11 protein-coding genes are annotated in these 12,173 nt (G+C 68.6%); 7 read left to right on the top strand and 4 right to left on the bottom strand.

Annotation, left to right across the window (positions count from 1 at the left end; genetic code table 11):
- Nucleotides 1–16 precede the first annotated feature (16 nt).
- The 7 genes from ACTOWL_RS09555 to ACTOWL_RS09525 all read left to right on the top strand — a co-directional run bounded on the left by ACTOWL_RS09555 (nt 17) and on the right by ACTOWL_RS09525 (nt 8,125).
- A complete protein-coding gene (locus ACTOWL_RS09555; protein ID WP_441320985.1) occupies nt 17–1,273 on the top strand; it encodes a cysteine desulfurase-like protein in 1,257 nt (418 codons plus the stop codon).
- A gap of 81 nt (nt 1,274–1,354) precedes the next feature.
- Nucleotides 1,355–2,581, top strand: coding sequence for an ROK family transcriptional regulator (locus ACTOWL_RS09550; protein ID WP_441320984.1), 1,227 nt, complete (start codon nt 1,355–1,357; stop codon nt 2,579–2,581).
- A gap of 93 nt (nt 2,582–2,674) precedes the next feature.
- On the top strand, nt 2,675–4,324 hold the full coding sequence (locus ACTOWL_RS09545) for an ABC transporter substrate-binding protein (RefSeq protein ID WP_441320983.1): 1,650 nt from the start codon (nt 2,675–2,677) through the stop codon (nt 4,322–4,324).
- Between the two features lie 165 nt (nt 4,325–4,489).
- Nucleotides 4,490–5,473 (top strand): ABC transporter permease, encoded by a 984-nt coding sequence (locus ACTOWL_RS09540; protein WP_441320982.1) that lies wholly within the window; start codon nt 4,490–4,492, stop codon nt 5,471–5,473.
- Complete coding sequence (locus ACTOWL_RS09535; RefSeq protein ID WP_441320981.1) at nt 5,470–6,369, top strand: ABC transporter permease; 900 nt, start codon at nt 5,470–5,472, stop codon at nt 6,367–6,369. Before ACTOWL_RS09540 ends, ACTOWL_RS09535 begins: the two co-directional genes overlap by 4 nt.
- The gene (locus ACTOWL_RS09530) at nt 6,366–7,199 is read left to right on the top strand and encodes an ABC transporter ATP-binding protein (RefSeq protein ID WP_441320980.1); all 834 of its coding nucleotides are present in this window, start codon (nt 6,366–6,368) and stop codon (nt 7,197–7,199) included. Before ACTOWL_RS09535 ends, ACTOWL_RS09530 begins: the two co-directional genes overlap by 4 nt.
- Entirely contained in the window at nt 7,196–8,125 is a 930-nt protein-coding gene (locus ACTOWL_RS09525) for an ABC transporter ATP-binding protein (protein WP_441320979.1), read from the top strand. Before ACTOWL_RS09530 ends, ACTOWL_RS09525 begins: the two co-directional genes overlap by 4 nt.
- Nucleotides 8,126–8,152: 27 nt before the next feature.
- On the opposite strand, the gene ACTOWL_RS09520 is transcribed toward ACTOWL_RS09525, so the two are convergent.
- Genes ACTOWL_RS09520 through ACTOWL_RS09505 form a run of 4 tightly spaced genes read right to left on the bottom strand, consistent with a single transcriptional unit; the run spans nt 8,153 to nt 12,169 of the window.
- On the bottom strand, nt 8,153–9,490 hold the full coding sequence (locus ACTOWL_RS09520; RefSeq protein ID WP_441320978.1) for an NAD(P)-binding domain-containing protein: 1,338 nt from the start codon (nt 9,488–9,490) through the stop codon (nt 8,153–8,155).
- A 46-nt stretch (nt 9,491–9,536) separates the two neighbouring features.
- Nucleotides 9,537–10,577 carry a heme-dependent oxidative N-demethylase family protein gene (locus ACTOWL_RS09515; RefSeq protein WP_441320977.1) on the bottom strand — a complete coding sequence of 347 codons (1,041 nt, stop codon included), beginning with the start codon at nt 10,575–10,577 and terminating at the stop codon, nt 9,537–9,539.
- A gap of 24 nt (nt 10,578–10,601) precedes the next feature.
- Entirely contained in the window at nt 10,602–11,567 is a 966-nt protein-coding gene (locus tag ACTOWL_RS09510) for a PDR/VanB family oxidoreductase (protein ID WP_441320976.1), read from the bottom strand.
- Nucleotides 11,564–12,169, bottom strand: a complete 606-nt coding sequence (locus ACTOWL_RS09505) for a dimethylamine monooxygenase subunit DmmA family protein (RefSeq protein ID WP_441320975.1) — start codon at nt 12,167–12,169, stop codon at nt 11,564–11,566. Before ACTOWL_RS09505 ends, ACTOWL_RS09510 begins: the two co-directional genes overlap by 4 nt.
- Nucleotides 12,170–12,173 lie beyond the last annotated feature (4 nt).

The raw sequence follows: 12,173 nt of genomic DNA, 5'->3' as shown, positions 1-12,173 counted from the left end.
GATTGTCGTGACTCACATGCCAGCAGACGCCAGCGCATTTCCGATCGACGCGGTGCGGGCCCGGTTCCCGGCGCTGCAGAAGGGCGGCGACTTCATCTTCCTCGACAATGCCGGCGGCGCTCAGATCCCGCAGACCGTGCTCGACGCCGTCACCCGCCATCTGGTCGATCACAACGTCCAGCGCGGCGGCCGTTATGACAAGAGCCGCGCCGTCGACCGGGCGGTCGCCGAGGCGCGGGAGAGCGTCGGGCTGCTGGTCAACGCGTACGACCCGGCCGAGATCTGCTTCGGCATGAACGCCACCTCCTTCATCCGGCTGGTCAGCCTCGGCGTCGGCCAGACTTTGGCCGAGCGCGACGAGATCGTGGTCACCGACATGGACCACGACGCCAACATCGCCACCTGGCTGGCGCTGGAGAGCGCCGGTGCGAAGTTCGCCTGGTGGCGCATGCGCGAAGACGGCACCCTGCATGTCGAGGACCTGGTGCCGCTGCTGTCGTCGCGCACGCGGCTGGTCGCCTGCACCGCCACCGCCCATTCGATCGGCACCATCGTCGACATCGCCGCGGTGTCGCGCGCGGCGCAGCACGTGGGGGCGGAGGTCTTCGTCGATTGCGTCCATTACGGCCCGCACGGGCTGATCGACGTCCAGGCCTGGGGCTGCGACTACCTGGTCTGTTCCGGCTACAAGAATTTCTCGCCGCATATGGGCTTCCTCTGGGGCCGCTTCGACGCGCTGAAGCGCCTGCCGACCTTCCGCGAGGACTTCATCCCGGACGAGCCGCCCTACAAGATCGAGGCCGGCACCTTCGTCTATGAGAACGTCGCCGGCATGGATGCGTCGGTGCGCTATCTCGAAGCCCTCGGCCGCGGCTTCACCGGCCCGTCGACCGGGTCCCGCCGCGGCGACATCGTGGCGGCCATGGCCGCGATCCGGACCTATGAGGCCGAACTCTCGCGCGAGATGCTGCGCCAGTTGAAGGCGTGCGGCGCCACGATCTATGGCATCGCCGACGAGGCCCGGGTGGACGGGCGCGTGCCGACGATCTGCTTCAACATCCCCGGCCGGTCGCCCCAGCCGATCGCCGACGCGATGTCGGATGCCGGCATCGGCATCCGCGACGGCCACATGTACGCGCCGCGGCTGATGCAGCGGCTGGGCCTGCCCATGGCGACGGGCGCGCTGCGCGCCTCGATGGTCCATTACAACACGCTCGGCGAGGTGCGGCGCTTCGGTGAGGAACTGGCCGCGTATCTGCGCCGGACCGGGTGATCCCGGCCCCTCCTGCTTCGGATGGCTTGCCAGATCGGAAACATTAAACCTAAATGATTGGGTAACTGATCGGGACAAGCGATGCGGGAGGTCGCCGCCGCGCGCCGCGCGGGCGCCAATATCGAGGGAGCGAGCGCGCACAACCGCCGCGTCGTCTTCGACCTGCTGCGCCTGTCCGGGCCGCTGTCGCGGGCCGAACTGGCGCGGCGCAGCGGCCTGTCGTCCCAGACCGTGTCCAACATCATCGAGGATTTCGCCGCCGCCGGGCTGGTCGAGACCGGGGACCGGGTGGCCGGCGGCCGCGGCCAGCCGCCGACGCCCTACCGCATCCGGCCCGGCGGCGGCTACGCCATTGGCCTGCATCTCGACCATCACGAGGTCCGCGGCGTGGTCTCGGACCTGTCCGGCACGCCGCTGCGCCGGGCCAAGCGCTGGCTGCATGCCGGCGACGCCGCGACGCGGGAGGCAACCCTGGCCGAGCTGGTGGACGAGCTCGGCCGCGACCTCACCGCGATCGACGCCACCGCGCCCGACCGGCTGCTCGGCATCGGCCTGGCCATGCCGGGACCGTTCGGCATCCCCCTGCCGTCGGTCGCCGGCCGGCCCGCCGCCTGGATCGAATCGGCGGACGACTATGTCGCCGACCTGACCGCCCGCACCGGCCTGGTGGTGTCGCTGGAGAACGACGCGCGCATGGCCGCGATCGGCGAGCGCATGGTCGGCGCCGCCCGCGGGCTGGAGAACTTCGTCCAGCTCTTCATCGGCCAGGGGCTGGGCGCCGCGATCGTGGTCGAAGGCGAGGTGATCCGCGGCGCCGCCCACAATGCCGGTGAGATCGGCACGCTGCCCGCCGCGATGTTCGGCGGTCCGCCGCCGGCCGAGATGCCGGACGCATCGCTGGAGGAGCTGGTCTCGCTCTACGCCGTCGCCCGCCATCTCGGCCTCGACCCGGACATCGCCGACCTGCACGACCGGCTGGAGGGCATCCGCAAGCGCGACGAGTCGGCGCTGGCACAGTGGATCGAGATGGCGGCCGGCCGGCTGCGCGCCGCGGTGTACGTGCTGGAGACGCTGTTCGACCCGGAGGCGATCCTGCTGGGCGGCCAGTTCTCCGAGCCGCTGCTGGCCCGGCTGGGCGCGGCGATGGCGCCGCTGCTGCCGTCCCTCGCCGACCGGCCGGGGCGGACCCAGCCGCGCATCATCATCGGCACCGCCGGCCCCTGGGCGGTCGCCATCGGCGCCGCCACCGAGCCGATCGCGCGCACCTACGCCCCGCGCTTCCAGGCGCTGCTGAATCCGGTGGTCTAGTCCACAGCGTATTGACAAGCGGTTTGGGCTGAGGCCACGATTAATTCGAAATGAATTAAGAAAGCCATTCATCCACAGCCATCGGGGGGCACCATGCAGTTCTGGAAAGCCACCGTCCTTGCGACTCTCGCTCTCGGTGCGCCGGCCACCGCCGTCGCCGAGACCGTGCTGACCCTCCACATGGAGGAACAAAGCGCCTGGGTGCGCAACTTCAACCCGTTCGCCCTCGGCTCGCGCCGCGCCAGCACGATCGACCTGATCTATGAGCCGCTGGTGATCTTCAACCCAATCGAGGGCGGCAAGCCCTATTACCGGCTGGCCACCGGCCTCAGCTTCTCGGACGACCTGAAGGCGGTCACCTACCAGCTGCGCGACGGGGTGAAATGGTCCGACGGCCAGCCCTTCACCGCCGAGGACGTGAAGTATTCGATCGACCTGGCGCGCGGCAACCCGGCGATCGACGCCTACGGCATGGCCGATGCGGTGGAGTCGGTCGATGTCGTCGACCCGCACACGGTGACGGTCCACCTGAAATCCGTGGACTCGACCTTCCCCGAGACCTTCAGCGACCTGCCGATCGTGCCGAAGCACGTCTGGTCGGCCATTCCCGACCCGGTCGCCACCGCCAACGAAAACCCGGTCGGCACCGGCCCGATGACCGAGATCCGGCGCTTCACCACCCAGGTCTACGAGCAGTGCCGCAACCCGAACTACTGGGATGCCGCCTCGCTGAAGGTCGACTGCCTGAAGTTCCCGCAGATCGCCGGCAACGACCAGACCCTGGCGATCGCGCAGAGCGGCGAGCTCGACTGGTTCGGTTCCTTCCTGCCGGACATCGAGAAGACCTATGTCGCCTCCGACCCGGCCAACCACCATTACTGGCAGCCGCCGGCCGAGACCGTCTCGCTGATGTTCAACCTGAAGGCGGAGACCGAGGGCAACCGCGAGGCGTTCAACGACCTGGCCTTCCGCCGCGCCGTCAGCCTGGCGATGGACCGGGAGGCGATGGTGACCGTCGCCGGCTACGGCTATCCGACGGCCAACGCGCATGCCAGCGGCCTGCCGCCGCGCTTCGCGGACTGGCGCAGCAAGACCGATTCGGCACCGTGGGACGCCTATATGGGCTACGATGTCGAGAAGGCGAAGGCGCTGCTCGACCAGGCCGGCTACAAGCCGGGCGCCGACGGGCTGCGCACCACGCCCTCGGGCAAGCCGATCTCGTTCAAGATCCTGGTGCCGAACGGCTGGTCCGACTGGGTCGACGACGCCCAGATCGCGATCGAGGGGCTGCGCGCCCTCGGCATCGACGCCGGCGTCGACACGCCGGAGCTGGAGCAGCGGACCACGGCGATGCTGGCGGGCAGCTTCGACGCCGCGCTCGGCTCGACCCTGGACGGGGCGACGCCGTTCAAATTCTACAACGACACCTACAATTCGAAGAGCGGCGGCCGGGTCGAGGCCGGGTCGGCGCGCTACGCCAACCCCGATCTCGACGCCGCACTGGCGGCGTTCCGCACCACCACCGACAGCGCCAGGCAGCATGAGCTGATGGGCAAGGTGCAGGACATCGTCTCGGCCAACCTGCCGGTGGTGCCGCTGTTCAACAACCCGACCTGGTACCAGTACTCGACCAAGCGCTTCACCGGCTGGGCCACGCAGCAGGATCCTTTCGTGGTGCCGGAGGACCACGACGGCGTGCACGGCCGCATCCTGCACCTGCTGCGCCTGCGCCCGGTGCAGTAGGCAAGGTGCGCGGTTTGGCTTTTGGATCATCGAGCTGAACTGACCCTTCACTGTCATTGCCGGGCTTGACCCGGCAATCCAGACGGTCTCGACATCTTCTGGATGCCCGGGTCAAGCCCGGGCATGACAGCGTGGGGTTGGTCGCCGACCGGCAGGGGAGGCCGCATGCGCGTTCCGTACCGACGCCTGCTGATCTACGCCATCGCCTTCGCGGTCGCGATCGTGATGAACTTCCTGCTGCCGCGGCTGATGCCGGGCAGCCCGGTCGAGGCGATGATCGCCCAGTTCGGCAAGCGCGCCACCCCGGCGATGATCGAGGCGATCAAGATGCGCTTCGGCCAGGGCGACGCGACGCTGCTGGAGCAGTTCTGGGAATATCTGAAGGGCCTCGCCACCCTCGATCTCGGCATCTCGATCAAATACTACCCGCAGACGGTGCTGGAGGTGCTGGGCCGGTCGATCGGCTGGACCCTGCTGCTGGTCACCACCTCGATCGTCTTCAGCTTCGCCCTTGGCAGCCTGCTGGGCACCATCGCCGCCTGGCGTCGCGGCAGCCGCTTCGACGGGGTGATGTCGCCGCTGGCCGTGGTGCTGCTGGCGCTGCCGCCGGTGGTGATCGCGGTCTGCGCCCTGTTCCTGTTCGCCGTCAGCCTGCGCTGGCTGCCGCTGGGCTATGCCTGGGACCCGGCGATGGACCCGGAGCTGTCCTTCGCCTTCCTCGGCAGCGTCGCCTGGCACGCCATCCTGCCGGTCGCCACCCTGTCGCTGTTCCTGGTCGGCAACTTCCAGGCGACGATGCGCAACAGCATGATCTCGGTGATCGGCGAGGACTACGTCACCATGGCGCGGGCCAAAGGGCTTGGCGAGAGCGCCGTGATGTTCAGCTACGCCGCCCGCAACGCGGTGCTGCCGAACCTGACCAACCTGGCGCTGGCGCTGGGCAGCGTGTTCGGCGGGTCGGTCGTCACCGAGATCGTGTTCAACTATCCGGGGCTGGGCCTGACCCTGTTCCAGGCCGTGATCTCGCGCGACTACCCGGTGATCCAGGGCCAGCTGCTGATCATGACGCTGGCGACCCTGCTGGCCAACCTGGCGGTCGACATCGCCTATCTGTGGCTCGACCCGCGGCTGCGGGACCAGCCAGCATGACCCGCCTGCTGCACGCGCTGTGGCGCCAGAAGAAGGTGACGATCGGCATCGCCATCGTCCTGGCCTTCATCGTCATCGCCCTGGCGGCCCCGGTGATCGCGCCCTACGACCCGCTGGCCCGCGTCGGCCGCCCGCATGAGGCGCCCAGCGCCGAGCATTGGCTGGGCACCACCCGGGTCGGCCGCGACATGCTGAGCCAGATGATCTGGGGCACCCGCACCTCGCTGTTCGTCGGCCTCATCGGCGGCCTCGTCATCACCGTGCTGGGCACGGTCGTCGGGCTGATCGGCGGCTATCGCGGCGGCAAGGTCGACGACGTGCTGGACCTGGCCACCAACGTCGTCCTGGTGATCCCGAACCTGCCGCTGCTGATCGTGCTGGCCGCCTTCATCGGCAATGCCGGCATCGGCGCCATCGTCGCCATCCTGGCGCTGACCTCCTGGCCCTGGGGCGCGCGGGTGACGCGGGCCCAGACCCTGACCCTGCGGCACCGCGAATTCGTCCTGGCCGCCCGACTGGTGGGCGAGCCGACCTGGCGCGTCGTCGGGGTCGAGATCCTGCCCAACCTGGCCTCGATCATCGGCATCAACCTGGTCGGCAGCATCATCTACGCCGTGATCGCCCAGGTGACGCTGGAATATCTCGGCTTCGGCGACCCGCTCAGCGTCTCCTGGGGCCGCATGCTGTACAACGCCCAGAACGCCTCGGCGATCACGGTCGGGGCGTGGTGGGACATCCTCACCCCCTGCGCCGCCATCGCCCTGCTGGGCCTCGGCCTCGCCCTGATCAACTTCACCCTGGACGAGGTGGCGAACCCGCAGCTGCGCTCCGGCCCCGCCCTCACCCGGTGGCTGCGCCTGGTCGACCGGCGCCGGCGCGAGAGGAAGCCGGCATGAGCGAGCCGCTGCTGCAGGTGCGCGACCTGGTGATCGAATACCTGCTCGACAAGGGCTCCTTCGTCGCGGTCGACCGGGTGTCCTTCGAGATCGGGCGCGGTGAGATCTTCGGCCTGGCTGGCGAATCCGGCTGCGGCAAGAGCACCATCGCCTATGCCATCACCCGGCTGCCGCGGCCGCCGGCCTGGGTGCGGCAGGGCGAGATCCGCTTCGACGGCACCGACCTGATGACCCTGGACGAGCCGGCGCTGCGGCGGCTGCGCTGGCGCCGCATCGGCATGGTGTTCCAGAGCGCGATGAACTCGCTGAACCCGCTGCTGCGGGTCGAGCGGCAGTTCTTCGACGTGCTGCACCGGCACACCGGCTGCAGCCGGGCCGAGGGCCGGGCCAAGGCCGAGGCGATGCTGCGGCTGGTCGGCATCGACCCGAAGCGGGTCGGCGACTATCCGCACCAGTTCTCCGGCGGCATGCGCCAGCGCCTGGTGATCGCCATCTGCCTGGCGCTGGAGCCCGACCTGATCATCATGGACGAGCCGACCACGGCGCTGGACGTCGTGGTCCAGCGCGAGATCCTGCAGCAGATCTGCGAGCTGCAGGAGCGGCTGGGCTTCTCGGTCCTGTTCATCACCCATGACCTGCACCTGATGTCGCAGTTCTGCGACCGCATCGCGGTGATGCTGAGCGGGCGGATCGTCGAGCAGGGGCCGGTCGACCAGATCACCCGGGCGCCGCTTCACGACTACACCCGCCGGCTGTGGGAGGCGATCCCGCGCCTGCCGGCGGCGGCCGGGGTCGAGGCCGCGACGGTGCGGGAGAGGATGCCGTCATGACGGCCGAAGCACCACTTCTGGAGCTGCAGGGCGTCGGCATGCGCTTCGGCGCCGGCGACCATGTGGTGACGGCGCTGCGCGACGTCTCGTTCCAGCTGCGGCCGGGGCGGGCGATCGCGCTAGTCGGCGAATCCGGCTGCGGCAAGACCACCTGCGCCCGGCTGATCGCCGGGCTGTACCGGCCGACCGAGGGCCAGGTCCGGTTCCGCGGCCGCGACGTCACCGGGCAGGCCGGCCGGGCGGGCGAGCTGGCCTATCGCCGCGCCGTGCAGATGATCTTCCAGGACCCGTTCGCCTCGCTGAACCCGGTGTTCAACGTCGCCCACCACCTGTCGCGGCCGATCAAGCTGCACGGCCATGCCGCCGCGGCCAAGGCGGTGGAGGCGCGGGTGGCGGAGCTGCTGCGCTGGGTCGGGCTCGACCCCGACATCACCGCGATCAAGTACCCGCACCAGCTCAGCGGCGGCCAACGCCAGCGGGTCAACATCGCCCGCGCTCTGGCGGTGGAGCCGGAGATCCTGGTGGCGGACGAGCCGACCTCGATGCTGGACGTCTCGATCCGCCTCGACATCCTGCGCCTGCTGGCCGAGACCAAGGCGGCGCGCGGCCTGGCCATGCTGTACATCACCCATGACATCGCCACCGCGGCGCATGTGGCTGAGGAGGTGGTGGTGATGTTCGCCGGCCAGATGGTCGAATGGGGCGACGCCGCCGCGGTGACCGGGGCGCCGCAGCACCCCTACACCCGGCTGCTGCTGTCCGCCGTGCCGAACCCGGACGTCAAGCTGCGCGGCCAGGGCGGCCGCGCCTTCCAGGCGAAGGCGGAGGCGATCCGCGCCGCCAGCCGCAAGGCCAGCGACGAGATCGTGGCGCTGGGCCCGAACCATTTCATGCGCGCGGTGCCCGAGGTGCCGCAATCGTCCTGAACGCGGCGTCCGGGCCCTCCGCGGAGCTCAGCCTCCGAGATAGGCCTCCATCGAATCGTCGAGCGCCTCCAGCCACGGCGTGTGGTGCGCCGGCGACATGGTGCCGGTCATCAGCGACCGGTAGGCGTTGTTGCGGAAGCCCATGATGTTCTCCGCCTTGTGGTGCTCCCATTCCATGAAGGTCTGGTTCGTGCCCTCGATGTCGAAGCTCGGATAATCGGTCTCGGCCAGCAGCTCCTTCACATAGTCGCCCTGGAACCAGATCATCTGCTCGGCGCCGTCGAGGGTCTCCTCACGGGCGCGCCATTTGGCGAAATTCGCCTTCAGCTCGTCCTCCGGCGGCAGCTCGATGCGGCCCATCATGACGTCGCGCGCCCACCACGCCTGCACGTCGAACATGTTGAACGTATAGAACTGGTCCTGCATGCCGATATAGAACAGCCGGGGGTTCCGGTCATAGACCACGCCCTTGTACAGGCTGTCGCTCCACAGCCGGTTGGCGGTCTTCAGGCGCAGCTCATCCGGCAGGAACGGGAAATGATGCTGGTAGCCGGTGCAGAGGATCAGCGCATCGACCTCCTTGCTGGAGCCGTCGAGGAAATGCGCCGTGCGGTTCTCGAGCCTGACCAGCAGCGGACGCTCCTCGAAATTCTGCGGCCATTTGAAACCCATCGGCTTCGAGCGATAGCTCGTGGTCACCGATTTGGCGCCGTATTTCCAGCACTGTGAGCCGATGTCCTCGGCCGAGTAGCTGCGGCCGACGATCAGGATGTCCTTGCCCTTGAACTCGACCGCGTCGCGGAAATCATGCGCGTGCAGCACCCGGCCATTGAACGTCTTCACGCCTTCGAACTGGGGGACGTTCGGCGTCGAGAAATGGCCGCTGGCGACGACGACATAGTCGAATTCCTCATCATACATGCGGTCTTCGACGCGGTTGTGGGCCGTCACCGTGAATGTCTTGGTGTCGGCGTCGAACCGGACCATGCGCACCGGCGTGCTGAAGCGCACCCAGGGGCGGACATTCGCCTTCTCGACGCGGCCCTTGATGTAGTCCCACAGCACGGCGCGCGGCGGGTAGGACGCGATCGGCTTGCCGAAATGCTCCTCGAAGGAATAGTCGGCGAATTCCAGGCATTCCTTCGGGCCGTTGGACCAGAGGTAGCGGTACATGCTGCCATGGACCGGCTCGCCATATTCGTCCAGGCCGGTGCGCCAGGTGTAGTTCCACAGCCCGCCCCAATCGGCCTGCTTCTCGAAGCAGACGATCTCCGGGATCTCGGCGCCCTTCTGAGCGGCCGACTGGAAGGCCCGCAGCTGGGCAAGGCCGGACGGGCCGGCGCCGATAACGGCCACTCTGGTCATGGATCAATCCCCTGTTGCTGGCATGCTGTTCTTCGAACCCGGTCGTTCAATCCGGCCAGATCCCGGGGCTGGTCGGGGTGCCGTCATCATAGGCCGAGAGCCATTTGATCGTGTCCTCGCGGTAGCGCGTCAGCCCCTTGTAGTCGACCAGCTCGGGCGGCAGGGTGCGCAGCACGCGCGGCAGGCGGCGCGCCCATTTCGGCACGGTCACCAGCTCGTTCATGCTGATCAGGTAGCAGCGGATGACGAACAGGATCGCGTTCGAGCGCGGCAGCCGCCACAGCGACTGCAGCTCGACCCGCAGATGCACCTTCTCGCCGACATTGTCCGGCGTCACGGTCGCCCGGTCCGGGCCCCATTTCGGATAGTTCTCGGGGCTGGTGTCGAGGCGCGGGTTGATCGTCATGGTCCAGTTGAACCGGCGCGTCGGCTTGCCCTGCTGCAGGTTGAGCAGGAATTTCAGGGCGCGGTCGAACACCCCGATCTGATGCGCCAGCGGCACCGGCCCGTGCCATTCCATGAAGTTCATGCCGATGTCGAAATCGAGCGACCAGTCGGCCTGGGTCGTCACCATGCCGGCATCCATCCACAGGTTGCCGTTGCGCTGGTCGACGATGCAGAAATCGCCCTGCGCCTGCCGGGTGATGTATTCGAACGGCTCATAGGGCAGCGTCGACGGATTGCCGAAGATGAAGCTGTCGTCGATGCCGAGCGGCCGGTTGATCCAGCGCCAGCGGTCGCCGTCGCGGGTCAGGCTGAAATGCTCGGGATATCCTTCGGCCTGCTGCTCCATCAGCAGCTCGAGCGTGTCCCATTGCGCGCTCATCATGTGCGGCAGGGCCTGGCAGCGCAGCGGGTCCTCGGTCAGCACCAGCTCGCGGTCCCGCATCTCGGCGACGTAGTGCTCGTCGACGTCGATCAGGGTCTCGTAGACCGTGCCCGTCTCGCCGCGCACATGCGGTTCCATGTTGACGGCGTACATGTAACTGTCTTCGTGGAACGGGAACGGGAACCGGCGGATGGTCGCCGGGCTGTTGCGGTAGCTGAAATCGTCGCGGAAGGTCTCCTGCCTGAAGACGATCGCCATGTCGGCCTCCTTGTCCCGCTCCGGCTACAGGTCGAGATGCAATGCGGTGCCCTCGAAGCGGGACACGCAGACCATGACCTTGCGGCCGGACGCTTTTTCCTCGTCGGTCAGGTAGACGTCGTGATGCAGCAGCGTGCCGTCGCAGGCGACGACCGCGGCCTCGCACTGGCCGCAGGCGCCGCCGCGGCACAGGAACGGCGCGTCGACGCCCGCCGCCTCGATCGCCTCCAGCATGCTCTCATGGCGCCCGACCTGGACGGTCTTGCCGGAGCGCAGAAGCTGGATGGCGAAGGGCTTGCCGGGCAGCGACCCCAGGAAGCGCTCGGAGTGCAGGTTCTCGGCCGGCCAGCCGGCCTCCACCCCCGCCTTGAGCACGCCGTCGATCATCCCGGACGGGCCGCAGACATAGAGATGCGTGCCGAGCGGCTGGCTGTCGAGCAGGCGCCCGAGCGGGACGGCCCCGCCTTCCGCATCGCAATGGATGGTGACGCGATGCGGCCCGTAGCGCTCCGCCAGGTCGCGCCAATAGGCGCCGCGGTCGCGGCTGCGGATGGCGTAGTGCAGCTCGAAATCCCGGCCTTCGCGGGCGAATTGCTGCATCATGGCGAGGAACGGCGTGATGCCGATGCCGCCGGCGATCAGCAGGTGCTTGCGGCCGCGCCAATCCGGCTGGAACAGGTTGACCGGGTGGCTGATCTTCAACTCGTCGCCCTCGCGCAGCCGCTCATGCAGGAAGGTCGACCCGCCGCGCGAATCCTCGACATGCAGCACGCTGACCTCGTAACCCGAGCAGTCATCCGGCGGCGACATCAGCGAATAGGCGTTGCGGCGGGTATGGCCGTCATCGTCCATGACGACGATGATGTGGGCGCCGCCGGAGAAATGCGGCAGGGGCGCGCCGTCCACCCGTTCGAAGCGGAAGCGCTTGACCCGCTCGGCGACCGGGGTGATCCGGACCACGCGGACGGGGATCTCGATGCCGCCGCTCACCGGAACACCTCCTCCGGGGCCGGGGCGCTGCCCGGCTCCTCCGCATCGACATTGACGCCCTGGAAGGCGGCGAGCCGGCGCGAATAATGGTCGCGCACCAGCAGCGCCAGCCCGCAATGGCTGCAGGGGAAGGGGCTGGCGGTCACGCCCTCGGTGATGCCCTTGCAATGGACGCATTGGACGCGCCGGGCGAGCGAGCCGCGATGTTCGGTGAGCACCGAGGCGTAATCCATGCCGTGGTCGAGCGCCACGGCCATCGCCTGGCCGATGAACCCCTCGGTACCCGCGATGTAGAGGCGCGTGCCCATCCGCGCGGTCGCCAGCGTGCCGTTCAGCCGGAACAGCAGCGTCGGGACGGTGGGCGCCGCCCAGCATGCCCTGGCGCCGAGGCCGAGCAGGGCCTGGTCATGCCCCCTGCCCGGCGAGCCGCCGGGCGCGTAGAGGATCTCGCTGCGGGACAGGATCGGGCCGTCCAGCGCCGCCCGCTGATCGAGCAGGGCCAGGGCCCCCTCCCCTTCGAGGGCGAAGATGTGCCGCCGGGCATGGGGCTGGAGAACGAGCCCCTTGTACACCGGCCGGCTCTTGATGCCTGCGACCAGCATGGCC

It is taken from the genome of Inquilinus sp. CA228, assembly GCF_052078665.1.
Lineage (GTDB): Bacteria > Pseudomonadota > Alphaproteobacteria > DSM-16000 > Inquilinaceae > Inquilinus.
The sequence above is the reverse complement of the archived record's forward strand: the minus strand, read 5'-3'. Positions and strand labels throughout refer to the sequence as shown.